The organism is Blautia hansenii DSM 20583 (assembly GCF_002222595.2).
GTDB lineage: Bacteria > Bacillota > Clostridia > Lachnospirales > Lachnospiraceae > Blautia > Blautia hansenii.
Map to the genome: position 1 here is coordinate 2,889,034 of NZ_CP022413.2, position 26,550 is coordinate 2,915,583.

The following is a 26,550-nucleotide window of genomic DNA, read 5'->3' on the forward strand; positions in this document are numbered from 1 at the left end:
AGTTTACACTTTAAATCGATATCCCACTCCCCAAATTGTTTCTATATATTGAGGTTTCGCTGTATTAAATTCAATTTTCTCACGAATTTTCTTAATGTGCACAGTAACTGTTGCAATATCTCCGATAGACTCCATTGCCCAGATTTCTTTAAACAGCTCATCCTTTGTAAATACTCTGTTTGGATTTTGTGCTAAAAAGGTAAGAAGATCAAATTCTTTCGTGGTAAAATTCTTCTCCTCGCCGTTTACCCATACACGTCTGGCTGTCTTGTCAATTTTCAACCCACGAATTTCAATAATGTCATTTTCCTGAATTCCTGTTCCAATCAGACGCTCATATCGGGCAAGGTGAGCTTTTACTCTGGCAACCAGTTCACTGGGACTGAATGGTTTTGTCATATAGTCATCTGCTCCAAGACCAAGACCTCTGATTTTATCAATGTCGTCTTTTTTGGCTGAAACCATGATAATCGGCGTGTTTTTCTGATTACGGATTTCTCTGCATATTTCAAATCCATCCACCTCCGGAAGCATTAAATCTAAAATAAACAAATCATAGTCTTCCTCTAAGGCTCTTTTTAATCCTACATCGCCTCTATTCTCAATTTCTACTTCAAAACCGCTTAATTCCAGATAGTCTTTCTCTAAATCTGCAATCGCTTCCTCATCTTCCACAATTAAAATCTTACTCATTTACCGGTACCTCCTGATATTTTCTTAGAACAAAGTACATCACTGTTCCAATATTTTCTTTACTTGTTGCCCAGACCTTACCTCCATGGTCCTCCATAATCTTTTTAACAATAGAAAGACCAATGCCGCTTCCTCCCTTAGAGGAATTTCGGGAAGCATCTGTTCTGTAAAATCTGTCAAATATATTAGGCAAGTCTTTTGCCGCTATTCCCTTTCCGTTATCCTCGATTTCCACCTGAATAAAGTCTCCCACATCCTTTACCCGCAAATTAATTCGCTTCTGTTTTCCATCGCCGGTATACTTCAAAGAATTGCTCACAATATTATTTACAACACGCTTAATCTGCTCCGCATCTGCAATTACCATAACTTCCGGTTCTACATAGTTGGAGTAAGAAAACTCTACATTCTTGGCGCTAAGCTCTACATTCAAATCTTCCGCACAGTCATCAAAAAATTCTGTTACATAAATTTTATTAAACGTATACGGAATTTTATTCGTATCCATTTTTGAATAGAAGGTCAGTTCATTAATTAATCTGTCCATTTCATTGGCTTTATTATAGATGGTCTTAATATAACGCTCCATTTTCTCCGGCGTATTGGCAACTCCGTCCATAATTCCCTCAACATAGCCTTTTACCGCTGTAATCGGAGTTTTTAAATCATGGGAAATGTTGCTGATAAGCTCCTTACTTTCCCTATCAAAAACAACCTTTTCTTCTGCATTTTCCTTCAGACGGCGGCGCATATCCTCGAAATCCTGACATAAATCCGCAATTTCACTGACGCCTTCCGTAGATACAGAGAAATTCAAGTCACCCTCCTTAATCCTTCTGGTAGCTGTCCGAAGTCTGTCAAGAGGAGCAATCACCCCTCTGTAAATCCACCATGTCAGACCTAATGCAGTAGCAGACAGAATTACAATTACCGTTACCAGCATGTTTTTGAAAAGCTCCTTCAACTGAGGAAGCGTTTCAAAAATATTAGAAATAATAAATGCGCTTCCGTCCTTGACTGTATCCGTCTGAAAACTAATCTGTTTTACAAGTGCCTGAACTCTGCCTCCCATGTAAACACTGTCGCTGCTTCCGGAATTAAAGTTTTCATAACGCTCCAAACGTTTTACTACCTCTGCCGGATAGTTTTCGCAGCCGTAATAAGTCACTCTGTCTCCTTCTTTCACCAACAGATACGAGTGCATCTCCTGAAGCTCCTTATTCATTTCATCCAAATACACAATGTCTTCAAATTTATATGGCTCTTCCTCTGCTACTTTTTGCATCATCTCTGCCTGTTCATTACTAAGATGATTTACAATCTCCGCTGTGTTGGAAAGACTTTTATATGTGGGGTCTTCTATTCCATATTGTTCTTCTATGACACCAAACTGATACTCCGAAAATGCCCAGAAAGCCAAACCCGTAAAAAGCAAGGGTTCTAAAACAATAATAAAGAAAGAAATAATAATTCTGGTTTTAAGTTTCATAATCACTGCCTCTCTAGCCGGTTTTTCTATATTGTACCACGTCGACTACCGTCTCCGTGAGCTTTTCGCCTTATATAGCTCTTTGCATACACGCAGGGCTCTGCAAGGCTTATTATACCATATTTTTTCTCTTTTTCCCCTAAATAATCCGGAATTAAATCTAAACTTTCTATAAAAAACCTTTGAAAATACTTTGACTTTCCTGAAAACTCCACCTAAAATAAAGTTAACTATTATTTTACAAAATCCAAGGAGATATTATGTTTTTAGACAAAGGGAATATTCTTTCCAATTTCAACCATTTATTTGATACAGAAGCTTCCTGCCATATATCTTTATACTCCCATTTCGGTATGGGAAAAACCAGACTCATTCAGGAGCTTTCTAAAAGCAGAAAAACTTTATATTTTAAAGCTGCCCCTCTATCTTTTGAAGAAAATATCCGTATGCTAAAAGCATTATGCACGCGGCAATTCCACAAAGATTTTCAACAGGCAAAAAAACTGACTGATGTTCTTAAATTACTTGCCAAACACGCTGAGCAAGAACCGTTGTTAATCATTTTTGATGACTTTCCACATCTTGCTGCCGGAAACAGAAGGATTTCCACATTGATTACTTCTTTTTTCAACCGCACAAGCAACGCTGCAAATTTATTTCTGGTGTTATGCAAGCCCGCTTCTGCCTATGAAAAAGAATGTACAAAGGAACAGCATGCTTTCCTTTTAAGACCGTTTCGCTTTTTTGAAATGCGGATGCTTTATCCTGAAATGTCCTTAGAAGAACAAATGCTATTATATAGCGTTACCGGCGGTGTACCTGCTTATTTACGTTTTTTTAACCCTGAAATATCGGTAAAAGACAATCTTTACCGACTTTTCTTTCAGGAAAACGGCAGTTTTTATCGCCTTGTACCTTCCAGAACAAAAGAATTTTACTCTGCGTCTTCCGTTATGCGCTCTATTCTCCTTTCCCTGGGACAGGAGGAGAAAAAGCTGCAGGAAATTTGTGACGATACAGGGCTTACACCCAGCGCTGCCAGCAGTCTTCTGCTCTCTCTATCTTCCCATAATCTGGCAGAGCGAAAAGTACCGGTAACCGAAGACCAGACAAGCCGCCGTGCGGTTTATTCCATCTCGGATGGTATTTTTCGTTTTTGGTACACCTATGTCTTTCCTTATCAGTCAGAAATTGAATTTGGACAGGGAGAGACCGTTTTCAATACTTTTGTTTTGCCTGCCTTAGATAACTATACTAAAAATACCTTTGAAACAATATGCAGAGAATTTCTGGTTTTAACGGATGAAATGAGAACATCTCCTTTCCCTATGAAAAATGTAGGCAAATGGTGGGGACAGCATCCTACAAAAAAACGTACAGAAGCAATTCCTATTGCCGCTTATGACAATAACAAAGTCTTACTAGGAACCTGTTTCTGGACAGATGAATGGCTCGATATTGATGCACTTTACAAGCTGCAAAAACATTCTTCTCTTTTCCCGGATATGGAAGAATGGTATTATCTGTTTTCCAAATCAGACTTTGTAAGTGGTTTTGAAGTGATTTCCGGAAGCCATGTACATGTGTTCAGCTTGGAGCAAATGTGTGGTATTGCAGACAAATATCTAACTGTATACTGCAAAAATGATTTATAATACGTCTTTTTACAATATGTATCTATAATTTGCAACTTTACACTTTACTTCTGCATATTTTAGGTTTGTTTTTATCCATTTATGGCAATGCTATATTTAGCAAAAAAGGAGATTTGCCTTTATGGACGAAAAAAGAACAAGACAATTTCGTGAATTAGGACTGACTATATCTTATTATCGGAAATTAAAAGGATTAACGCAAACTCAGCTTGCAGAAAGTGTAGGACTTAGCAGAACACATATTAGTAATATTGAAGCACCAAGGGTAAAAACTTCCATTTCTCTGGACAGTCTTTTTGACATCGCAGAAGCATTGGAAGTACCTGTTCGTGATTTATTTGATTTTAAATGCTAAGAAAGAAGGAAAAATTATGCAGCTACGGAAAGGACACCCTGCTCTTTTAGACAGGCGTGAAGAAAAGGAAATAAAGGTTTACAATTTGCTGGAGCAGTTGAAAATCCCTTATGAACAGGCAGACCACGAAGCAGCCTCTACTATGGAAGCCTGCGAACGGGTGGATGAGCTTATGCAGGTCACTATGTGTAAAAATCTATTTCTATGTAATCGCCAGCAAACAGACTTTTACCTGCTTTTAATGCCCGGAAACAAAAAATTTAAAACAAAAGACCTTTCCAAACAAATCGGCTCTGCAAGATTATCCTTTGCAGGACCGGAATTTATGGAAAAATTTCTGAACATTTCTCCCGGTTCTGTCAGTGTATTGGGGTTAATGAATGATTTAGAAAACCGTGTACAATTATTGGTAGATGAAGAGGTTCTGGAAGATGAATTTATCGGCTGTCATCCCTGTGTCAATACTTCCAGCTTAAAGCTTTTGACAAAGGACTTAACAGAACGTTTTCTTCCTGCAGTACATCATGAAATGAAAATTGTGCATTTGCCAAACCCTGAAGAAGAATAAAAATCTTCTTAAAATGTGGCTGCTGCTTTAAGCTTACACGCCATCTGTATCTTAAAGCAACAGTCTTCTTTTTACAGATTTTCCTTCAGAAATCTCTTTACATTTTTAAAAAATACTTTTTCAACCTGACTGTATAGCATACCTTCCCTTTCCATTGCTTCTGCCAAAAGCGGAAGACCTGCTGCATTTTTCATCTCAGAAGGCGCTTCTTCAATCCCGTCAAAATCACTGCCAAGCCCGATACATTCTTCTCCGCCTACGCAAATAATATATTTTATCTGTCTGATGAGTTCCGACAAAAGCGCACCGTCTTCCTTTGGCTTCCAGTTCTCTCTTACAAAAGAAACACAGAAATTCAATCCCATGACACCGCCTTTTTCAGCTAAAATCCGTATCATATCATCCGTTAAATTCCGAGCTGCATTAGGGGCAATTCCCCTTGCATTAGAATGAGATGCCAAGAAGGGACGCTTTGCGTATTTTGCCACGTCATAAAAGCCGCCGTCTGAAAGATGTGAAACATCGGGAATAATACCAAGCGCTTCCATTTCCTCCAACATTTCAAGTCCTTTTTCTTTTAAACCTGCTGTTTCTCCTGCACTCCACATTTTTTGTTCCAGAGGATTATAAAAACGATTGGGATATCCTAAATCATTTTCATAATTCCATGTAAAAGTTGCCATACGCACCCCTTGCTCATAAAATTTACGCAGCATCTGCGGTTCTCTCTGGTAAATAGCTCCTTCCTCCAAAGATAACAGTGCGGAAATCTTTCCGTTCTTCTCGTTTTCTTCTATATCCTTATATGTAAAAACCTGTGCAATATCCTGACTGTTTTTCTTAATTTCCTCCTGAAACAGCGCTGCCATCTCCTGTGCAGTACAAAAGCTGTCTTTTTGTGCCTCCTTGTCTACGAAAAGCGCAAAAGTCTGAAGTCCATAATCTCCTTTTCTCATCTTTTCGATATCTAAATGGAGATTGTTCTTCCTAAGCTCTACTGCATCCTTACTCTTCCTCTTTTCATATATAGCGCTGATTGTATCGCAGTGCATATCAAAAACCTTCATTGATTTTCCTCTCCTTCTGGCTGTATTTTACTTTAGTATAAAGCATCCTCTCTTCTTTTTCCAGATGAACAGCCCCATTAAAAAGAGAATAACTATGATTATGTTTACTCTGTTATTTTCCGGCTTTGCTTTTTGGAAAGAAGTGAGGATAACCAGCACACGAAGCTCCTCCTGTTGTATGTTTTGTGCCGCATCTGTGGCAGATACTTTTATTTTCTGCCAATTTCCATTTTTGGAAATCTGCTCTTTCACAATTCCGTTTTTTTCTTTTAGTTCTTCTTTTCCATAGTGTATTTTCCTGTCTCCGATTTGAATATCTAAACCTTCTAATGCCAGATTATCTGTAACTTCAACGACAAGCTCCTTTACCGCACTCTGATATTTTCCTTTATCTTCTACTCCTGATACCAGAATAGTTGGCGAGGTTCTGTCCACAGTAAAAGAAAGCGGCAATGGTTCTGCCTTTCTTTTCAAACTTATATTATTCATGCTGTTGTCGGCATTATCCTTGGAATTTAAAATAACCGTATAATTTCCTTCTTTTTTAAAGTTTTCCGCTTTTATTTTATAATAATTTTTCTTCCACTTTCCTTCCTGCTCTAAAACTTTTGCTGTATAATCCTGTCCTTCTTTTAAGTCTTTCAATTCTCCGTCACAATTTACAGTAAGCGTTCTTTCTTTAATCGTATCTACATTGTATTCATAAATCCCGATTTCTTTTCCTTCCCTCAAATATGTATGGCTTCCTTCCTTCACATTCAGCCATTTTCGTGTGTCTAAATCTGCCTCATACACAGAGCCATACCGATTTACAGAAAATATGAGCTCTTTTTTTGCCCAATTTCCCGCTTTATCTACTGCTGCTACGGAAAGTGTATAAATATTATCTGTTTCTTCTGTTCTGGGTAAATCGGCAATCTGTATTTTTTGTCCTCTTTTTATATTCTTTACACTCTTTTTCAGCTTTAATTTTTTCTCATTGCTTCCTGTAATATTTATGGTAAAACCGCCTGTTTGATAATTTAAATCTCGAATTTCTATCATCGGCGCCACCTTATCCTTATTCGCTGATTTATTCTTTATATTGGAAATTTTAATTTCCGGAAGCTCTAAATCTACACAAAAACCTTTTCCTTCAAACTCCTTTGCCTGATTTCCCGCTTTATCTCCACAAGAAACCTTTAAACAATATTCACCGCTTTCTTCATAAAAAACCTTTGCTTTATGAACACCTTTATGAGAAGAGAACTGCGTAATCTGTGGCTTTTTTCCTGATATATTCTCAAGCTCTGTACCTATTTTAACCTGATTTTCATCAAAATTTTGCTCACGAATAACAATTTCAGCTGTACGAGGATGATTAAAATACCTGATGTTAGAAGCACTTTCGTCTTCATAAAAAACCTCAATTACAGGAGCTGTCCTATCTATAACAAAATTCTCCTTCTCCTCATATTTTTCTTTATTTCCTGCCTTATCCTCACAGGAAAAATGCAGTCCATAACTACCGTCTTCCGAAAAAACAACCTGACAGGAATGTGTATTTCCCTTTGACTTCCACTTTCCCACTTGCGCTTTTCCTTGCATTTCCCATTTCACAGAAGAAGGCTCAAAATTTTCCTCTGTTATCTCTATCTGTGCCGTACGCTGCGTATTATAATAGCTCTTTTCATTTGCTTTCCCTACACTCCACTGCACGGAAATCTTAGGATTTGTTATATCTATGCTTAATTTTATCCTCTCACTTTTTCCTATGTTACCTGCTCTGTCTTCTGCAAAGGCTTGTATTTCAAGCTCTCCATCCCCATACACTGCAACAGGCACAGTGATTTCCTTCGAGAAGGCTTGTATCCCTTCTTCTGTTTTCTGAAGCAAAGAAATTTTCTCATTCTGTTTTCCCTTGGAAATAATGTAATAAATTTCTTGCAAACCGGAGTTTCCGTATTTCCTGTCCGCATCTGTTCCTTGAATATGCAGCTTAATATCCTCACGAAAAAAGTAATTCTTCTCTTCCTTTCCATTGACAAGCTCCATAACAGGCATTGGACATTGCGTATCAACGCAAAGTGAGATTTCTTCTCCCTGTACAATGCAATCCTGTGTTGTTCGCTGAGATAAGTCTTTGACAAAAGGACAAATCTTATATTCCCCCTCCTTCAATGTCATTTCCAGTATGTGCTCTTCCCCTTTTTCTATCCATTTTATCTCTTTCATAAGCTTATCTTCCAGCTCTGCCAAAGAACAGCTCTTTTTTTCTCCGTTTATCTCTGTTTCAAACCATAAATACTCTTTTTCTTTTGAAAAATTCTGCTCCCTGTACAAAATTTGAACAGTCATCGGATTTTTAGAATAATATTCTGAAAAAGCATTCCCTTGACTAAAACACTGTACTTTTACTTCAGGCAAGATGGTATCCGTCTGCAAGCTTAACTCTTTTTCTGTTTTGTTGCCCGCATAATCAGTAACATTAACGACAACCTGAACCTCCATACTGCTATCTTCTTTTACTACTACCGTATATGGCAGTAGTATTTCTTTGTATTTTTCTCTTTCTTCTAAAGAACTTTCTTTAAAAAGGATTTCCCTTGCAAGCTCCTCTCCGTCACCTCTTACCAAAATCTCAATTTGAGCTATGGCAGCTTTCTCATCTTGGACAACAAATTCTAAATCCACATCTTCCCCGTAAATGCCTGTCTTCGCTATTTCCTGTGTCCCTGCAAATGCAATTTGTAATTGCGGTTCTTCCCAATCTGTCATAATGCCGTCAGAAACATAAATTTTCTCATGCCCCAGATAGTCCTCCGTTCTTATAAAAACAAGATAATTCTTTTCTTCCTCAGGAATTGGAATTTCTCCGTTTTGAGGCAACAAATCCCATTTCTCTTTTTTCAACTCCTCATCAAGATACTTCTTAACCTCTTTTCCTGTAAATTCCCCTTCTTTTTTCATAATATGATACTGACTTTTCTTCACACCACAGCCATTTTTATCTTCTATATGAAAACATTCTTTTCCTGCATCTGCTTTTCCGTAAAATCTGCTAAACCTTATGATTTCCGGCAATGCTTCGCAGTCATTTATCCTGTCACTTACCGTATTTTCTGTCACCTCAGGAACATCTGTATCGAGAAAAACCGAAATCTCAAAGGGCTTTGACTTTACCTTATTCTTCTGATGAACAAGAAAAAGTGAAATCTTTCTTTCCTCTCCCTCTTGGAAATCCTCCTTTGAAAAATCCAGTCCCTTTCCATTCTTACTGATAATTTCTCCTGACTCTGTGCATACATCTGTATAAAAGCTTGCCTTATTGTTCTGTTTCAGCAACACATGAAAATCCTGCATTTTCCCGTCTGCCCAGAGCTTTCCGGTATTCTCATCCAAATACACTTGTTGCCTGTCTGTCTCAAACTCGATATATTCCGAATGTTCCTCTATTGCCTCCGGCTCTATTTGTAAACTGCCGCAAGTAACCTCATCATAATTAAAATAATAATTTTCCCCTGACTTGCCGTCCTGTTTTACGGTTATTCTCTCCTTCCATTCTCCCAATGAATAATCCGGCAATTTCTCTTTTTCTATGGGCTTTTCCACAGGTGTAGGATAAACGACAGCATCTCCCTTTAGCAATCCCTCTGTTTCAGAATTTTTATAACTCTCCGTGTTTTCCTGTACCGGCGTATCTGATGCAAAATTTATTTCATTGTAATGCCCATATTCCCGCCATCCTCGCTCTACCCTTAAATTTATCTTACGCTTCTTTATAGTGAGCGCACATTCTAAACAAACCTGTTGCTTTTCTAAATCCACTTTATATTTAGAGGCGTCTTTTCCTCCCAGTTCAACCTTGGTAACAAGGACAGAAGTCTTTTTTCCCTCTGTTACATCTTTTATTTTTTCCTCCAGCACCCCTTCCAGATTTTTTACAAAAACATCTTCTGATTTCTCTGCGCTTTCTATTTCTATATCCTCTAAATTTTCCAAAATATCTCCTGTTTCAGGATTTTGGAACACCGAAAAATCATCTCGGTCATATATCTTTGTATATTTCAGACAGACTCCTTCCTTCATTTTAAACGTAACTGTTTTCTCTTCCTGAACAGATGCTTCTGCTTTCTGCACGAAAACAAAGCTTCCTACAAACAAAAACACAGTTATAACCAATATTCCCTTTAATTTTTCGCTTCTTTTTCTGCCATAAGCTATCCATAATGTAACAAAAAGGCAAAAAATACTAATCCCGAAAAAGACATTTTTAAGACACTGATAAAAATAAATCTGATTTTGTATCTCATTCATTTTCCCCACTCCCCTCTTCAAAGGCAGCCTCTATACTGTGATGTGCTGCGGATAAATTTTCACACAGATTTCTTTTCATTTCTTCCTCATAAACCGCATTTGCGCTTCCCTTTTCTATTTTCATTGCATCTAACCCCTCTTCTATTTCTCTAAGCTGCTTTTCCATTTCTGCTTTCGTCACTCCTGCCCTTGCAAACTGAAAAGCAGAAGTAATCATTTGCGACAATATCTCTTTATAGGCAAACAGCAAATCTTTTGATTTATACCTGTTTTTCTTCTCATGTTTTACAATCTCTGTTAAATCCCCCCAGTAATCTTTATAAGAAATACGCACATCTCCTCCTTGATGATACATGCCCAGCCGGTCATAGTATGATGCGATTTTCCAGAGCTTTTGTGCTCTTATAATTTCAGCCTCCTGTAAGCCTTGGGATGGTTTCCCTTCTCCTGCAATTTTCAGCCATTTCTCTGCTGCCGCCTTATTTCCCGTACCGTTATAAGAGTAAAAATAAGCAAGTCCCAAGATGTATGCAAAGCTCTCATACTCTCTTTTACGTGATTTTAAATATTCTTCATTTCTCTTATTTCCTTCTTTGGTAATTCCCAGCATTTCACGGATAAATTTTTCCTCTTTTTCTGAAAAAAAACATACAGAATATCCCTGTAACTCCTCCTGTTCCTCATTGTCTTTCCAGAGAAAAGTCTCCAAAAGCGCTTTATATGCTCTGCTGTCCTTGGGCTTTAAGGTAATTGCTGCCTGATAACACGCCTGATACTGTTCTTTTCCCCTTTGACGCTGTGCTTCATACAGGCAATCCTCATACGCATTTTTTACCAGCTCCTTTTCTTCTCGATAAAAAACAAGGCTTAAAAATCCGGAAACAATGGTTAATCCCAAAAAGCAAAACAGCATTAGCTTTTTTATCTTTTGAGACTTTTGATATTCTATATCCAATTTATAATAATGAGAAAGCTCCTGTTGTAATTCCTCACAGGACTGATAGCGTTTGGAAGGATTTTTCCTTGTACACTTTAAGATAATCATTTCAAGACCGGATGACAGATTTGTATTCCAATATCGAATAGGATAGATTTCATAGGGCTTACAAATAGGGTTATGCCCTGTAAGAAGATAATAAAGCGTAACGCCCAGACAGTAAATATCTGTCCGAATATCGGACTGTCCCTGCCCTTTATACTGCTCAGGCGCTGCGTAACCGCAAGTTCCCAGGCACAGGGTATCCTCCGCCTGACTTTCTTTAAATTCTCTGGCAGTACCAAAATCAATAAGTACCACTTTTCCGTCCTTTTGCACCATCACATTGGCAGGCTTCATATCACGGTAAATAATAGGCGGATTTTGAGAATGGAGATAAGACAGCACATCACACAGCTGTTTTCCCCAATTTACAACGGTTTCCTCTTTCTGCGGTCCGTATTCCTGCACAATACTTTCCAGCTGCCGCCCTTCTATGTAGTCCATTACCAGCAGAAAGGTTTCCTCGTTTTCAATAATATCTACAATATCAGGAAGATTGGGGTGATGCAGCCTTTTTAATATATCTGCCTCTGTTAAGAGTCTCTGATGAACGGTTTCAAAATTTTCCACGCCCTCCTTTTTTACTTCTTTAATTGCCCAGTGTTTATTTACCTTCTCATTTACTGCCAGATAAACAACGCTCATGCCGCCTTCGCCTAATTTTCTCAGGATTTTATATCTGCCGTCAATCAGCTCACCTGTTTTTCGCATAGTATCACCTTCCTTTTATCAATAAAGCATCGGCCAGTCCAAAAAATATTGGGGCATAAAGGCATTTTTTTAAATAATCACATGGAATATTCTTGACAGAGCTGTCAAAAAGAGTTCTTAGAATTGTTTTTGTGAATATGAGAATATCATAATTTCTTTGCATTTGCAATTAGCAATATTGCCAAAAATATTGATATCCGGTGAAGCTGTCTCATTAAGAGATAACCCCACCGGACAAATCTGCCAAAGAACTTTATGGTTTAAAATCTGAATACTGCAACTCCATAGGCCGGTAATGGATATGCAAAGGAAAATGGTCTTCCGTCACATTCTTTTTTCACTGCTTTATAATCTACCACTTCTTTATGTACATCACCGCCGAATTCCGGTTCCTTGCTGTTTAAAATCAGCTTATACTGTTTTCTCTTCGGTACACCTACCCTATAATCATCTCTTGCTACCGGTGTATAGTTAATTACAAATAACAAATTGTTTCTGCCTGTAGGTGACCAACGTACAAAACTGTAAATACTTCTGCTAGCATCATCAGCATTAATCCATTCCAGTCCCTGATAATTGCTGTCATTTGCATATAGAGCAGGGTACTTTTTATACATTTTAAGTAATTCCTTTACATAATTCTGAAGCTGCTGATGGTTTTGTTCTCCCAGCAAGTACCAATCTAATTCTCGTTCTTCGCTCCATTCCTGATACTGTCCAAAATCCTGTCCCATAAACAATAATTTCTTACCCGGATGTCCAATCATATAAGAATATCCGGCTTTTAAGTTCTCAAATTTATCCTGTCCAAGCCCCGGCATTTTGTTTATCATAGAGCATTTCAGATGTACTACCTCATCATGAGAAAGCACCAATACGTATCTTTCGCTGTACGCATAAGAGGTGGAAAATGTCATTTTATGATGATTGTATTTTCTGAAATACGGGTCCAGCTTCATATATTCCAAAAAGTCGTGCATCCATCCCATATTCCATTTCAAGGAAAATCCCAGTCCGCCGTCCTCCGGTTTGCCTGTTACCATCGGCCATGCGGTAGACTCCTCGGCAATCATGACAACGCCCTTATGTTTCCCTAAAACAACGGAATTCAAATGACGGAAAAATTCAATGGCTTCCAAGTTCTTGTTTTCTCCGTATTGGTTCGGAACCCATTCTCCGTCTCTGCGTCCGTAATCCAGATAAAGCATAGATGCAACTGCGTCTACACGCAGACCGTCAATATGAAATTCCTCAATCCAAAACAGCGCATTGGCTATGAGGAAGTTTTTCACTTCATTTTTACCATAATCAAAGACTTTTGTTCCCCAATCAGGATGTTCTCCCTTTCTGGGATCTGCATATTCATAAGTCGGAGCGCCGTCAAAGTCTGCCAGCCCATGAGCATCCTTTGGAAAGTGTGCCGGTACCCAGTCCAGAATAACACCGATTTTATTCTTATGTAAATAATTGACAAAGTAGCGAAAATCTTCCGGTGTACCATAGCGGGAAGTAGGTGCATAATAGCCGGTTACCTGATATCCCCATGAACCGTCAAAAGGATGTTCTGCAATTCCCATAAGCTCCACATGGGTATAGCCCATTTCTTTCACATATTTTGCCAGTTCATGTGCCAGCTCCCGATAATTATAAAAACCGGGATCATCCTCTCCCTGTGACGGATGTTTTTTCCATGAGCCGGGATGCACCTCGTAAACAGACATGGCATCCTTGTCCACATCAAATTCCTGACGTTTTTTCATCCAGACACTGTCTGACCATTTATAGCCGGTTAAATCCACAACCCTTGAAGCATTTCCCGGACGAAGTTCGGAATAATTTGCATAGGGGTCTGCCTTATATAACAACTCGCCGCTTTGGGCGGTAATGCAGAATTTATACAAATCCCCTTCTCTTACCTTCGGAATAAAAAGCTGATAAAGCCCCATATTATTATCGCATTTCATAATGTCTGCTTTTTCATCCCAGTTATTGAAATTCCCCACTACGGAAACTGATTTTGCATGAGGCGCCCATACTGCAAAGAAAACGCCTTCCTTCTTTCTGTTCACACCCACATGTGCCCCCAACAGCTTATAAATTTCGTAATGAGTCCCCTCTCCGAACAAATATCGGTCCAACTCTGTAATTTTCATATTAACGCCCATAAAAATCTCCTCCTTTTATGAATAAATTCCATACAGAAACTGACGAACAACTTCCCTTGTCGTTTCATCTGAAATTTTAAACATTTCATTCTCCAGCATCCCGTAGCTGGCAGTCATAATATGATGGTTTAAAACACCTGTAAATCCCACCGCATACATTTTTCTCTGAGCTGTATCTCCCTTTAGAGAAGTATCTCTTTCAAAGACACCTGCAATGTATCCGTAATAATTTTCTATAAAGGGAAGCACCATTTGAAAGGCTTCGTTTTCTCTCCCTGAATAGAAAAGTGACAGCATAAACAGATAAAACTTCTCATGAGCAGATGCAAAGTTAAAAAATCTTCTAGCAATCTGATATAGGATTTCCGGCAGTTCCTCATTCACCTGCACAACCTCTGCAATATCCTCCTGCAAAATCTTGTAGCCGCTTTCTAAAAGATACTGCAAAAGTCCCTTCTTACTTCCAAAGTAATAGTACAAGGTGGGCTTCGTCACTCCGGCTTTATCAACGATTTCCTGTATTCCCACCGCATCATATCCTTTTGCGTGAAACAAATCCAGCGCTACTTGCAAAAGCACCTCTTTGTTGTCCATTCTGTTCACCGCCCTTCTACCTTCAATTATACTTATCGGTATATAAAAAATCAACTGTTCATTTTTTATTTTCTTTTTTGTTTTAAGTGTGATACAGTATATTTAAACGCAGCAGACAGCGAAGACAACGAAAAACTTCATGTCAGAAAAGCGAGTCGCTTTTCTATGTTATAAATTAAGCGATGGCTTATGCCAGCTCTGCATTGGCTACGCCGTACATCGGCACATTTCATGTGCTTTTGCCTGCGGCTTGTACGGCTTCGCCAATTTCTTTATCACCATTTTGTGTCTGCTGTGTCTTTTATATAAAGGAGAGGAAGTTTCATGGAAAATAGCCTATGGAAATACAATACACATAATGATTCTTTAGATTTTTTGCGTTCTCTGCACTTAACAGATGGTTTAAATCTTGCTTCAGACAACCAGCTCGCTTTTCTTTACGCTCTATCTAATCACGCCCAAAATCACTACTCTCAAGTATTTATTCCTAAGAAAAACGGAAAGAAAAGGAAACTTCTTATACCTGATTACCTATTAAAACAGGTGCAGACAAATATCTTAAAACACATCCTTGTCCAGTTTCCTGTTTCTCCTTATGCAACAGCTTACAAAAGCGGCTGTTCTACTGTTTTCAATGCTTTTCCTCACTTAAATCAAAAACTCCTTTTGAAATTAGATATCCATGATTTCTTTGGCAGTATTACCTACATTGATGTTTACCAAAAAGTTTTTAAAAGCGAACTGTTTCCTCCTTCTGTACGGACACTTCTGACACACTTATGCTGCTATCACGATGCTCTGCCTCAAGGTGCGCCCAGTTCCCCCTATATTTCCAATCTTATTTTAAAACCTTTCGATAATTATATCGGAAACTGGTGCAAAAAACAGCAAATAACTTACACACGATATTGTGACGATATGACTTTTTCCGGTGACTTTAATCCTGTACTTGTAAAGAAAAAAGTGCAGTCTTTTCTTATGCGTTTAGGATTTTCTCTAAATCCTGAAAAAACTCATGTATGCTCACAAAAAAATCGTCAGGAAGTAACCGGACTTGTGGTTAATCAAAAACTGCAGACATCAAAAGAATACCGTCGCCGTATCCGACAAGAATGCTACTACATCAAAAAATTCGGTCTAAAAGACCATCTTGCACACATCGGATACAAAAAAGGAGAAACCCACTATCTGCAAAGTCTCAACAGTAAAATCAACTACATACTTTACGTCAATCCCTCAGACAGCGAATTTCTCCTATTAAAGAAAGAACTTTCCTCTTTTTTTCAAGTCTAATTCCAAACGAGGTTGTCGCATTAAACAGCAATTTGGAATATTTATACATTTTTCCAATATGCACTTAATGCAACAGCCCCATATCATATTCCAAATAACCTTTTGGCGTTTTCTCTTGTTACCTCTGCAACCTTATTGAAGGAAACGCCTTTTATTCTGGCAATTTCGTCCATGACAAACCCCAGCTGAAGAGAGTTGTTTCTTTTTCCTCTGCGTGGTACGGGTGATAAATACGGAGCATCTGTCTCTAAAAGCAGATAATCTAACGGTGCGTATTCTACCACTTCTTTTAGCCTCTTAGCATCCGGAAAAGTAACTACACCGCCAATCCCCAGATAATATCCCATATTCATGTATTCTCGTGCATGTTCTTTGGAATAAGCATAGCAGTGAATAACTCCTGATAAATTCTCAGCCTTTTCTGCCTTCATAATATCTAAAGTATCTTTTGCAGCATCACGGCTGTGAACAATAATCGGCAGCTTTGTTTCCTTTGCCAAATCCATCTGCCTTACAAACCACTTTTTCTGTGTTTCATGGTCTTCCTTATTCCAATAATAGTCCAATCCGATTTCCCCTACGGCAACTGTTTTTTCTTCATCACACAGCTGTCTGAGTCTGCACATTTTTTCTTCATCCAGCTCGCCTACCTCATCCGGATGAATACCTACTGCCGCATAAACAAAAGGATATTTCTTTGCCAGTTCTACGGAGTCCTCTGCTCCTTTAAAAGAAGCGCCTACATTTATAATTTCGCTCACTCCGTTGGCATGTACATGCTCCAGCATTCGTCCTCTGTCTTTATCAAATGCCTTGTCGTCATAATGTGCATGGGTATCAAATATCATGAATTCCTCTCTCCTTTAATCTTTTATATACCATTTCCCGAAACAGCGCATACAGCACAGAACAAATCGGGATAAATACCAGCATACCTACAATTCCCATCAGACTTCCGCCCACTGTAACAGCAACCAGAACCCAGATAGACGGCAGTCCCACGGAACCTCCCACTACATGAGGATAAATCAAGTTTCCCTCAACCTGCTGCAATACCAGGAACAGAATAACAAAGGCAATCGCCTTCATAGGGTCTGCTACTAAAATCAGGAAAGTCCCTAAAAAGCATCCGATAAAAGCACCGAAAATCGGAATTAATGCAGTAAATGCAATTAAAACGCCTACTAAAAGTGCATAGGGAAATCTTAAAATACTCATGGAAATAAAAAACATTGTTCCTAAAATAACGGCTTCACAGCACTGTCCCGTAACAAAATTAGCAAAGGTCTTATAGCTTAAAGATGCAATGTCCAGCACCTTTGTTACTACCTTCTTAGAGAAAAAGGCATATAAAATCTTTCGGATTTGTACAGCAAGTTTCTCTTTTTGAAGGAGGATATAGCATGCAAACACAAAAGCAACACAAAAGTTCATAACAGAATTGATAACAGTCTTTGCCACAGTCATGGTGGAATTTAAAACATTTCCGGCTCCGTTTTTCAGAAATCCGAATGCGGTGTGAATAATTCCGTCCCAATCAAACTGCAAGCTGGCAATCCAAACTTCAATCTGCTTGTTATCTTCAAAAATGTCCATCGCCCATCTTTGAAGCTTTATAAGCGCCGCCTCTATATTTACACTTAAACTGGCAACCGTACTTGCTACCTCAGGAATAACCACCAAAAGTACAATCCATAAAATAGCAACTACAAATAAAATAGCCAGCACAAGGCAAATTGGTCGTTTCAGTTTTTTTGCCTTTCCCTTTGTTTTCGAAAATAGTCTTTTTTCCATAAAGCTCATGGGAACATTTAAAATAAATGCCATAGCTGCTCCCAGCAAAAACGGAAAAACAATACTAACCACAAAGGAAAATCCTGCCGCCACACTTTCTATCCGCTGTACTCCTACGTAGAATAAAACAGCAAATACAATCAGCAGCATAATATTTTTCATGTTTTTCTTGTTCAAATCCATACATATCCTCCAAAAATCTTTTATTTACCGATTTTTGTACGTATCCATTTAATAAACTGAATAATCGGAAGGTTTGCCAGTGACAGGCCAAACATAATCAGAAGCTGTGTCAGATTTAATGTCTGTACCTGGAAAATACTGTGCAGTGCAGGAATTAACATAACTGCTGTAATCAAAGCAAGCCCCAGTCCAAAAGCGCCGATTAAGTAGATATTGTTGAAAAATCTCTTAGTAAACAGTACCGGTTCAGAAGATTTACAGTTAAATCCATGTACCAGACGAGAAGTACATAAAGTTCCGAATGCCAGTGTAGAAGCTAAAAGCGGGCTTTCCTGATATCCAATATAGAAGGCAACCATTGTCATAATACCGATTACAAGACCTTCAATTCCAATTCTGGAAAGAAAATCTTTTGTTAAAATAGATTCGTTCATTGGTCTTGGCTTTTCGTTCATAACACTTTCTGTGTGTGGCTCAAGTCCAAGAGCAATGGCCGGCAAGCTGTCTGTAAGTAAGTTGATAAACAGAAGATGAACCGGTGCAAAAGGAACCGGAAGTCCTGCAATAGAAGCATACAATACTGCTAAAATTCCGGCAAAGTTACCTGATAACAGGAACTGGATTGCACTCTTAATGTTTCGATATACATTACGTCCATTTTCTACTGCTTTAACAATAGTCGCAAAATTATCATCTGTCAATATCATAGATGCAGCATCTTTGGATACTTCTGTTCCGGTAATACCCATAGCAACACCGATATCAGCCTGTTTTAAAGCAGGCGCATCATTTACACCGTCACCAGTCATGGAAACAATATTTCCTTTATCCTGCCATGCTTTGACAATTCTGATTTTATGCTCCGGTGAAACTCGTGCATATACGGAAATGCCTTCTACAAAATCTCTTAATTCTTCGTCAGACATGTTTTCAATAACAGCGCCTTCACATGCCTCTGACTCATCCTGCAAGATACCGATACGTTTTGCAATGGCAGCCGCAGTTACCTTATGGTCACCGGTAATCATAATCGGTTTAATGCCGGCTTTAATACACTCCTCAACAGCAGCCTTTGACTCCTCACGCGGCGGGTCCATCATGGCAATTAAGCCTAAGAAGGTCATGTCATTTTCATCTTCCACTGTAAGAGTTGTGCCTTCCGGCACACGCTTATATGCGAAAGCAAGAACACGAAGACCGCCCTGTGAGAACTTCTGGTTCTGTGCTTCGATTTCCTGAATATCCTCTTTTGTAATCGGCACAATTTCGCCGTTTTTCTGAATGTGTGTCACACGTCCCAAAAGAACATCCACAGCGCCCTTTGTCACCATAGTAGAACCTTCTTTTAAGGTATGAAGGGTTGACATCATCTTTCTGTCACTGTCAAAAGGAACTTCGCTGTATCTTGGATATTTCTGTCTTACTACTTCAGCAGGAGAACCGAGCTTATCGCCCTGATTGATAAGGGCTGTTTCTGTCGGGTCACCGATTTCTTCACCGTTTTTATTGGTAGAGTCATTACATAAAATACTATGACGAAGAAGCTGTTTCTGAGCCTTATCACCTAAGTCGATAGCTTCTGCCGGAATTTCTTTTCCTTCTACATAATAATATTCTACTGTCATTTTATTCTGTGTCAGAGTTCCTGTTTTATCAGAACAGATAATAGAAACACTTCCCAGACCTTCCACTGCCTGAAGCTTTCTTACAATGGCGTGCTCCTTCGCCATCTTCTGTGTACCAAAGGAAAGTACAATGGTAACAATAGAGCTTAACGCTTCCGGAATAGCGGCTACCGCAAGTGCAACTGCAAAGAGGAAGGCATCTCCGATGCTTTCTCCACGAAATACGCTGATACCAAATAAAATGGCACAAAATACAAGAATTAAAATGGATAATTTCTGACCGAAGTTATCTAAGTTCATCTGAAGCGGTGTTTTCTTTTCAGAAGTTGTTTTTAATAACTTGGCAATTTTTCCCACTTCTGTTTCCATACCAATTCCGGTTACAAGGAAGGAACCACGTCCGTAAGAAACAAAGCTTCCGGAATATACCATGTTGGTTCTGTCCCCTAAAGGAACTTCACCTTCAATTTTTTCTTCTTTTTTCTCTACGCCAAGGCTTTCACCGGTAAGTGCACTTTCGTCAACCTTTAAGCTGGCGTTTTCAAGAATACGTCCGTCAGCCGGAACGTAATCTCCTGCTTCCAGCATAACAATATCACCCACTGTTACCTGATCAGACGGAACTTTGATAACATCTCCGTTTCTGAAAACCTTTGCTTCCGGAGCTGACATAGCCTTTAAAGAGTCCAGTGACTGCTCTGCCTTAATGGTCTGAACAGTACCTAAAATCGCATTCATGGTAATTACCACCAGAATAACAATGGCGCTTTCTGTTTCTCCCAATAATCCTGATACGATTGCCGCTACAATCAGTATAATAACCAAAAAGTCTTTATACTGTTCCAAAAAAATCTGAAGAATGGACTTCTTCTTTTCTTCTACTAAAGCATTTGGTCCATACTTTTCCTGATTTTTCTTAATCTGTTCCTCGCTGAGAGGATGAGTACTGCCATTTACAGCTTTTTGAGCTTCTGTTCTTGACATTTGATAATACTCTTTCATGCTTTTTCCTCCTGATTTTTATTGTGCGTTGTAAAAGTCCCTCTTTCTTTCCTGTGAAACAGAAAAAGGCAAGACTCCTACTGCACTTTTTCATGCAATAAAAGTCTTGCCATTTCATCACGACACGGACGGAAATCTTTCCATCGAGATTGACGTTATCGTGAACACCCGTGGGTGCCAGCTACTCCCTTTTATTAAAGAGAACTATAAACGATATGCCTGACGCTGTCAACCCCTTTTTTAACAGATTTCTGCACCTGCGGGCATATCCTTGTCAGGAGTCATAAGAGCCAATTCGCCGTCAAGCCCTTCCGCACATAAAATCATACCCTCTGAAACAACACCGGCTAACTTGGCAGGTTTTAAGTTTACTAAAACCATAACCTTTTTGCCAACCATGTCTTCCGGTTTGTAGTTGGATTTAATTCCTGATACAATCTGTTTTACCTGACTTCCGATTTTCACCTGAGAGCAAAGAAGTTTTTTGGATTTTTTCACTTCTTCACAGGCAATAATTTCGCCCACCTGGAACTGCATTTTCATGAAATCATCAAAAGTAACTTCTTCTTTTGCTTCAATATCTACAACAGGAGCTTCTTCCTCTGCTGCTTCCTCTGTTTTTTCTTCTTCCTTCATAGCTTCTACTTTTTCCAGAACTTCTTTTACATCCAGACGTGCAAATAAAATTTCCGGTTTCTCTGTAACCTTGTTTCCGGAAGGATATAAGCCAAAAGTTTCTAATTCTTCGTATTCACGTTTTGGCGCATTTAACTGTGCCAGAATTTTTCCTGTTGTTTCAGGCATAAAGGACTCTAATAAGGAAGCGCCGATACAAATTCCCTCTACCAGATTGTAGAGAACAGTTGCAAGACGGTCTTTCTTATCCTCGTCTTTTGCCAGAGCCCATGGCATTGTTTCATCAATATATTTGTTGCAGCGTTTGAATAAAGTAAAGATTTCTGTAATAGCGTCTGCCACACGAAGCTCTTCCATCTTTGCTGCTACTTTTGCCTTTGTTCCCAGTACGACTGCCTTTAATTCTTCATCCACAGGCTCACATACATTGGTATTTTTCACTTCTCCGCCAAAATATTTATTGGACATGGAAATAGTTCTGTTTACCAGATTTCCTAAAGTATTTGCAAGTTCGGAATTTAAACGCTCTACCATCAGCTCCCATGTAATTACACCATCGTTTTCAAATGGCATTTCATGAAGAACAAAGTAACGCACTGCGTCTACGCCAAAGAAATCTACTAACTGGTCTGCATAAAGAACATTTCCTTTTGATTTACTCATTTTCCCATCACCCTGTAAAAGCCAAGGATGTCCGAAAATCTGTTTTGGCAAAGGCAAATCAAGAGCCATAAGGAAAATCGGCCAGTAAATTGTATGGAAACGGATAATATCTTTTCCAATTAAATGTAAGTCTGCAGGCCAGTCTTTCTTAAACTGTTCTGTGTTTTCTCCGTCACAATCATATCCAATACCTGTGATATAGTTTGTAAGAGCATCCAACCATACATATACTACGTGTTTTGGATCGAAGTCTACAGGAATTCCCCATTTAAAGGAAGTTCTGGATACACATAAATCCTGAAGTCCCGGAAGAAGGAAGTTGTTCATCATTTCATTCTTTCTTGATACAGGCTGAATAAACTCAGGATGTGTATTGATATGATCAATCAGTCTCTGCGCATATTTACTCATTCTAAAGAAATATGCTTCTTCCTTTGCAGGTGTTACAGGACGTCCGCAATCCGGACACTTGCCATCTACCAGCTGAGACTCTGTAAAGAAAGACTCACATGGTGTACAATACATACCTTCGTAATAGCCTTTGTAAATATCACCCTGATCATACAGTTTTTTGAAAATTTTCTGTACCTGTTTTTCATGATAATCATCTGTTGTACGGATAAATTTATCATAAGAAGTATTCATTAAATCCCAAATACTCTTAATTTCTCCTGCCACATTATCTACAAATTCTTTGCAGGTAACACCGGCTTCTGCTGCCTTTAATTCGATTTTCTGACCGTGTTCATCTGTTCCTGTCTGGAAAAACACGTCATATCCCTGCTGTCTTTTAAATCTGGCAATACTGTCTGCAAGAATTGCTTCGTAAGTATTTCCGATGTGTGGCTTGCCTGATGTATAGGCAATGGCTGTTGTAATATAATATTTTTTCTTATCCAATTTTCTTTCCTCCTTGTATACAGTCACGGAGCGTTTTTTATTTCATAGGACGTAATTTCCTATGAAACAAAAAAAGACTCACCTTCTATATTAAGAAGGCGAGCCTATAACCCACGTTACCACTTCTGTTTATCTGTACCTCGCAGTACAAACCTCAACGGGTATCTGTTTAATACCCTGCCGCTATAACAGGCGGACCCTGTCGCAGCCTTGGCAATTTTGCTTCGGTGCGCCTCTCAGGAGCCATTTTCCATATACCCTCATTCATTCCTCTCAGCCTATGGGAATTTCTCTGTAAAATGCAAAATATATGTACTCTCTCCGTCACTGTGTTTACATATATAAAATATGCTAACATATTCAGGAATATTTGTAAACACTCTTTTTTTTACATAAACTCATGCTCTTTACTGAGTTTTTTCACAATCTTAACAGATGCTAAAATTGCAATCAAGTTTGGAATTACCATAAGTCCGTTAAACATATCGGACATATTCCATACTAAATCAACCTTTAAAGTAGAACCTACTAAAACACAGACAACTACCAAAAAAGCATAAATTTTAACTGCTTTTTGACCCAAAAGGCTACGCACGTTTACTTCACCAAAATAATACCAACCAATAATCGTAGTAAATGCAAAGAACAACATACAAATAGCAATAAAAATCTTACCAAAAGAACCAAATGCTGAATCAAAGGCAACCTGCGCTAAAGCAGAACCTGTTTCTCCACTTGACAATGCTCCTGTAGAAAGAATTACAAGGGCTGTTAAAGTAAGAATTACAAAAGTATCAATAAATACACCCATCATAGCAATAATACCCTGATCTCCAGGATGTTTTACATCTGCTGTCGCATGTGCATGAGGTGTAGAACCCATACCTGCTTCATTGGAAAAAAGACCTCTTGCCACACCAAAACGCATAGCTTTCTGCACAGTTACACCAAGAGCACCTCCAAGTACTGCCTCCGGTGCAAATGCTGCTACAAAAATATCATGAAATGCAGTCCCTACACTGCTGCCATTCATAAATAAAATAACTAAGCATCCAATAATATAAATAAGTGCCATTAACGGAACAACTTTTTCTGTAACTCTGGCAATTCTTTTAATACCACCCAGAAAAATAAACGCTGCTACAATAGCCACTAAAATTCCGACATGAAATGGCTTAACACCAAAAGCATTATAAAAAGAACTTCCAATAGAATTGGACTGTACCATATTTCCCATAAATCCTAATGCCAAAATAATTGCAACTGAGAAAAATCCTGCAAGAAACTTACCAAATTTCCCTTTAAAAATATATTTAATATAATAAACAGGGCCTCCTACAATTACACCATTTTCTTTTACTCTGGTGTGCTGTGCCATAACTGCTTCTGCATAGATGGTCGCCATTCCAAAAAATGCGCTCACCCACATCCAAAAAATAGCACCTGGACCTCCTGCTGCAATAGCTGTAGCCGCACCGGCAATATTTCCTGTACCTACCTGAGCTGCAATAGCTGTAGCCAATGCCTGAAAAGAGCTTAATCCGTTTTCACTGCTTTTTCCATGAAGAGAAAATCCCCCGAACATCTTCTTCATTCCTACACCAAATTTTCGCACCTGAATAAATTTCAGCGTAAAAGTATAAAAAATACCTGTACCTAAAAGTAAGATTAAAAGTGCATAATCCCATAAAAATTTGTTTACCAGCTCCACAATAGACGCTATCATTTCCATTTCTCTGTCTCCTTTTCTTTTCATTCTATTTGCCTATTGTTGTCTGAAATAATAAAAAACCTGTGAGATTGCGAAAATCCCACAGGTTAAAGTTCTTTTCAAGCGCAACTGCGTTCAACCATAAACGTAGCACCTAAAGGCACTACCTTTACGAAAAACTTCACTGTCCTTTTGCCTGAGAGATTCACAGACACTGTCTGCTTACACCTTCGGCACCCTTTTCGGGATTCTCCAGAGAGCCATCCAGATGCAGTCCTGCTTTTTTCAAAGCCCCTGAGAGTATTACTCCTTCGGTGGGCAATATTGCCTCTTTCCTGCAGCCTTCTATTGGCACAATATGCAAATAACGATTTTATTATAGCACTGGTTTTTTATTTGTCAATCCCCTTTATGAGGACAAATGTGTTTTTCTCAAGAACATTTCATAAAAATATATTATATACTCTATTTAATACGCACAGGTTGTCTAAGCTCAGTTTTGTTTCCATTTATATCTGTTATTATTGCTACAATAGTTGCCGTTCCCGGTTTACCTGTCGTAATCTCTGATTTTGGATTTGTAAAAGTCAGCCTATTCTCCCAACTCCAAGTACTAATTGTACCTAAAAGGAAAGATTTACTAAGCCAAACGCTCCGTTTGTACCACGAATAATCTGGAGCACAGACTTCATCTTCAATCATGTACTCTACCTCATAAACTGCTTCAGCTGGATTAGTTTGCAAGGTGACATCATATTGCTTTCCGTTTCCGTCAAGAGTAATCTCAACATCAGGAGTACTCTTTCCATCAACTAGCAGAGTAGCCTCTTTCACAAAACCAATATTGGAAGAAGTGACGCGTACAAACAATTCTTCTCTAGCTGATACACTCTCTGCTGTAATTTTTGCCGTACCAGTAGCATGAGCAGTATAATTTCCGACATTGTCAACAGACAAAACAGAAGGATTACTACTTGTCCATGTAACACTTTCAGCAGCTGATGCTGGTGTAAAAATAAGCTCATATTTTCCTGTATCTCCTGGAGAAAGAGATCTATCTCCTTTCATATCTATACGCTGTAACGGAGGCGAATTCTCTGGCTTTTCCCAGCTCGCATCAACCAACACCCAATTTTCCAAACCATCAGCAGGAAAATCATAAGGTGTAGTCCATCTGTCAATAGCCCCTCTCTTAAACCCCTTGTCACTAATAGACACTGGCTCCATTGTTTTTCCATCGCGGCTCTGATTTCCGCATCTCCAACATTTCCAATATCCATCTCTATAAATTTCATCAGTTCCCGTATTATAAACCGGTTCTTCATAACGCCAATCATGTTCATGCTTTTTCATTTCACAGGATTCACAGATATAATATGCTGGTTTCAAAATCCATACATGTGTATGAAATGCACCACAACAATCATACCTATCGTTCCATTCCCAGTCTGATAAGTCCTGAGAGCAGCCATTACAGGCATGACCATCCTTTCTCTTCTCCCAATCTACCCATTTCCACTTATGGACGTGTCTGTCTGAAACCCACCTTCCATCTTTTCCTACATAACAATCCCCTATCCATGTATTGCTTGCCATAGTTCCATCATCATACAAGTAATACCATGATCCATCTATTTCCTGCCAGCCTGTCATCATATAGCCATTCCCGTCAAAATAGTACCAATATCCGTTTATCGACTCCCAGTTACTTGTCGTATAACTTCCATCTGCATGACAATACCACCAGCCATGAGCCGTATCTATCCACTGGGCTGTTCTCCAACTACCGTCTTCTCCTACATAATAGCCTTCTATCCACGTATTACTTGCCATAGATCCGTCGCTGTACAGGTAATACCACTTCCCACCTATTTCCTGCCAACCTGTTACCATATAGCCATTTCTGTCAAAATAATACCACTTTCCGTTGATATATTCCCATGCATTTGTTGTATAACTTCCATCTGTATGGCAATACCACCAGCCATGACTGTCTATATTCCATTGAGCTGCCTGTACTTCTGTATTGCTTACAACAACACTGCTTATAAAAAGAAATGCGGCTGTCAATAAGCCTGCTCCTTTGTTTCTCATACTGCTTACCTCTTACC

General features: G+C 38.8%; 18 protein-coding genes and 2 riboswitches. Of the genes, 4 read left to right on the plus strand and 14 right to left on the minus strand.

From position 1 onward, the window contains the following. Nucleotides 1-3: 3 nt before the first annotated feature. From CGC63_RS14520 to CGC63_RS15565, 3 genes are read right to left on the minus strand one after another with little or no spacing between them, the layout of a single operon-like run. On the minus strand, nt 4-693 hold the full coding sequence (locus CGC63_RS14520; protein ID WP_003022191.1) for a response regulator transcription factor: 690 nt from the start codon (nt 691-693) through the stop codon (nt 4-6). Further along, the gene (locus CGC63_RS14525) at nt 686-2,182 is read right to left on the minus strand and encodes a sensor histidine kinase (protein ID WP_003022189.1); all 1,497 of its coding nucleotides are present in this window, start codon (nt 2,180-2,182) and stop codon (nt 686-688) included. Before CGC63_RS14525 ends, CGC63_RS14520 begins: the two co-directional genes overlap by 8 nt. A 26-nt stretch (nt 2,183-2,208) precedes the next feature. Beyond that, entirely contained in the window at nt 2,209-2,397 is a 189-nt protein-coding gene (locus CGC63_RS15565; RefSeq protein ID WP_003022187.1) for a hypothetical protein, read from the minus strand. A gap of 45 nt (nt 2,398-2,442) precedes the next feature. Between CGC63_RS15565 and CGC63_RS14530 the strand changes: the two genes are divergently transcribed. From CGC63_RS14530 to CGC63_RS14540, 3 genes are all read left to right on the plus strand, one after another. Then, nucleotides 2,443-3,837, plus strand: a complete 1,395-nt coding sequence (locus CGC63_RS14530) for an ATP-binding protein (RefSeq protein WP_022239269.1) — start codon at nt 2,443-2,445, stop codon at nt 3,835-3,837. A gap of 121 nt (nt 3,838-3,958) precedes the next feature. Beyond that, on the plus strand, nt 3,959-4,192 hold the full coding sequence (locus tag CGC63_RS14535) for a helix-turn-helix transcriptional regulator (RefSeq protein ID WP_003022182.1): 234 nt from the start codon (nt 3,959-3,961) through the stop codon (nt 4,190-4,192). Between the two features lie 16 nt (nt 4,193-4,208). Further along, complete coding sequence (locus CGC63_RS14540) at nt 4,209-4,760, plus strand: prolyl-tRNA synthetase associated domain-containing protein (RefSeq protein WP_009246912.1); 552 nt, start codon at nt 4,209-4,211, stop codon at nt 4,758-4,760. Nucleotides 4,761-4,831: 71 nt separating this feature from the next. On the opposite strand, the gene CGC63_RS14545 is transcribed toward CGC63_RS14540, so the two are convergent. The 5 genes from CGC63_RS14545 to CGC63_RS14565 all read right to left on the minus strand — a co-directional run bounded on the left by CGC63_RS14545 (nt 4,832) and on the right by CGC63_RS14565 (nt 14,632). Then, the gene (locus tag CGC63_RS14545; RefSeq protein ID WP_003022178.1) at nt 4,832-5,827 is read right to left on the minus strand and encodes a dipeptidase; all 996 of its coding nucleotides are present in this window, start codon (nt 5,825-5,827) and stop codon (nt 4,832-4,834) included. A 27-nt stretch (nt 5,828-5,854) separates the two neighbouring features. Continuing rightward, complete coding sequence (locus CGC63_RS14550; RefSeq protein WP_003022176.1) at nt 5,855-10,123, minus strand: Ig-like domain repeat protein; 4,269 nt, start codon at nt 10,121-10,123, stop codon at nt 5,855-5,857. Continuing rightward, on the minus strand, nt 10,116-11,873 hold the full coding sequence (locus CGC63_RS14555) for a serine/threonine-protein kinase (protein ID WP_003022174.1): 1,758 nt from the start codon (nt 11,871-11,873) through the stop codon (nt 10,116-10,118). Before CGC63_RS14555 ends, CGC63_RS14550 begins: the two co-directional genes overlap by 8 nt. Before the next feature lie 260 nt (nt 11,874-12,133). Continuing rightward, nucleotides 12,134-14,038: a 1,4-alpha-glucan branching protein GlgB gene (glgB, locus tag CGC63_RS14560; RefSeq protein WP_003022173.1), complete on the minus strand. Its 1,905-nt coding sequence runs from the start codon at nt 14,036-14,038 to the stop codon at nt 12,134-12,136. 15 nt (nt 14,039-14,053) lie between these two features. Beyond that, complete coding sequence (locus CGC63_RS14565) at nt 14,054-14,632, minus strand: TetR/AcrR family transcriptional regulator (RefSeq protein WP_003022171.1); 579 nt, start codon at nt 14,630-14,632, stop codon at nt 14,054-14,056. A gap of 324 nt (nt 14,633-14,956) precedes the next feature. Between CGC63_RS14565 and CGC63_RS14570 the strand changes: the two genes are divergently transcribed. After that, the gene (locus CGC63_RS14570; RefSeq protein WP_003022169.1) at nt 14,957-15,925 is read left to right on the plus strand and encodes a reverse transcriptase family protein; all 969 of its coding nucleotides are present in this window, start codon (nt 14,957-14,959) and stop codon (nt 15,923-15,925) included. 83 nt (nt 15,926-16,008) lie between these two features. Here the strand turns inward: CGC63_RS14570 and CGC63_RS14575 are convergent, their stop codons facing one another. From CGC63_RS14575 to CGC63_RS14600, 6 genes are all read right to left on the minus strand, one after another. After that, a complete protein-coding gene (locus tag CGC63_RS14575; RefSeq protein ID WP_003022167.1) occupies nt 16,009-16,773 on the minus strand; it encodes a TatD family hydrolase in 765 nt (254 codons plus the stop codon). Beyond that, nucleotides 16,763-17,902, minus strand: coding sequence for an AI-2E family transporter (locus tag CGC63_RS14580; RefSeq protein WP_003022165.1), 1,140 nt, complete (start codon nt 17,900-17,902; stop codon nt 16,763-16,765). The genes CGC63_RS14575 and CGC63_RS14580 overlap by 11 nt, the downstream gene beginning before the upstream one ends. A gap of 20 nt (nt 17,903-17,922) precedes the next feature. Further along, the gene (locus tag CGC63_RS14585) at nt 17,923-20,529 is read right to left on the minus strand and encodes a cation-translocating P-type ATPase (RefSeq protein WP_003022163.1); all 2,607 of its coding nucleotides are present in this window, start codon (nt 20,527-20,529) and stop codon (nt 17,923-17,925) included. A gap of 240 nt (nt 20,530-20,769) precedes the next feature. Next, the gene (gene metG / locus CGC63_RS14590; protein WP_003022161.1) at nt 20,770-22,755 is read right to left on the minus strand and encodes a methionine--tRNA ligase; all 1,986 of its coding nucleotides are present in this window, start codon (nt 22,753-22,755) and stop codon (nt 20,770-20,772) included. A gap of 361 nt (nt 22,756-23,116) precedes the next feature. Beyond that, nucleotides 23,117-24,460 (minus strand): alanine/glycine:cation symporter family protein, encoded by a 1,344-nt coding sequence (locus tag CGC63_RS14595; RefSeq protein ID WP_052530458.1) that lies wholly within the window; start codon nt 24,458-24,460, stop codon nt 23,117-23,119. A 160-nt stretch (nt 24,461-24,620) separates the two neighbouring features. Beyond that, a riboswitch (glycine riboswitch) is annotated at nt 24,621-24,698 on the minus strand. A gap of 2 nt (nt 24,699-24,700) precedes the next feature. Further along, a riboswitch (glycine riboswitch) is annotated at nt 24,701-24,787 on the minus strand. A 117-nt stretch (nt 24,788-24,904) separates the two neighbouring features. Then, nucleotides 24,905-26,533: an Ig-like domain-containing protein gene (locus tag CGC63_RS14600; RefSeq protein ID WP_003022152.1), complete on the minus strand. Its 1,629-nt coding sequence runs from the start codon at nt 26,531-26,533 to the stop codon at nt 24,905-24,907. Nucleotides 26,534-26,550 lie beyond the last annotated feature (17 nt).

Excerpts from the sequence above, each read along its gene's own strand:
- CGC63_RS14520 (WP_003022191.1), bottom strand. The coding sequence starts at position 693 with ATGAGTAAGATTTTAATTGTGGAAGATGAGGAAGCGATTGCAGATTTA.
- CGC63_RS14525 (WP_003022189.1), bottom strand. The coding sequence starts at position 2,182 with ATGAAACTTAAAACCAGAATTATTATTTCTTTCTTTATTATTGTTTTA.
- CGC63_RS14530 (WP_022239269.1), top strand. The coding sequence starts at position 2,443 with ATGTTTTTAGACAAAGGGAATATTCTTTCCAATTTCAACCATTTATTT.
- CGC63_RS14535 (WP_003022182.1), top strand. The coding sequence starts at position 3,959 with ATGGACGAAAAAAGAACAAGACAATTTCGTGAATTAGGACTGACTATA.
- CGC63_RS14540 (WP_009246912.1), top strand. The coding sequence starts at position 4,209 with ATGCAGCTACGGAAAGGACACCCTGCTCTTTTAGACAGGCGTGAAGAA.
- CGC63_RS14545 (WP_003022178.1), bottom strand. The coding sequence starts at position 5,827 with ATGAAGGTTTTTGATATGCACTGCGATACAATCAGCGCTATATATGAA.
- CGC63_RS14550 (WP_003022176.1), bottom strand. The coding sequence starts at position 10,123 with ATGAATGAGATACAAAATCAGATTTATTTTTATCAGTGTCTTAAAAAT.
- CGC63_RS14555 (WP_003022174.1), bottom strand. The coding sequence starts at position 11,873 with ATGCGAAAAACAGGTGAGCTGATTGACGGCAGATATAAAATCCTGAGA.
- glgB (WP_003022173.1), bottom strand. The coding sequence starts at position 14,038 with ATGGGCGTTAATATGAAAATTACAGAGTTGGACCGATATTTGTTCGGA.
- CGC63_RS14565 (WP_003022171.1), bottom strand. The coding sequence starts at position 14,632 with ATGGACAACAAAGAGGTGCTTTTGCAAGTAGCGCTGGATTTGTTTCAC.
- CGC63_RS14570 (WP_003022169.1), top strand. The coding sequence starts at position 14,957 with ATGGAAAATAGCCTATGGAAATACAATACACATAATGATTCTTTAGAT.
- CGC63_RS14575 (WP_003022167.1), bottom strand. The coding sequence starts at position 16,773 with ATGATATTTGATACCCATGCACATTATGACGACAAGGCATTTGATAAA.
- CGC63_RS14580 (WP_003022165.1), bottom strand. The coding sequence starts at position 17,902 with ATGGATTTGAACAAGAAAAACATGAAAAATATTATGCTGCTGATTGTA.
- CGC63_RS14585 (WP_003022163.1), bottom strand. The coding sequence starts at position 20,529 with ATGAAAGAGTATTATCAAATGTCAAGAACAGAAGCTCAAAAAGCTGTA.
- CGC63_RS14595 (WP_052530458.1), bottom strand. The coding sequence starts at position 24,460 with ATGGAAATGATAGCGTCTATTGTGGAGCTGGTAAACAAATTTTTATGG.
- CGC63_RS14600 (WP_003022152.1), bottom strand. The coding sequence starts at position 26,533 with ATGAGAAACAAAGGAGCAGGCTTATTGACAGCCGCATTTCTTTTTATA.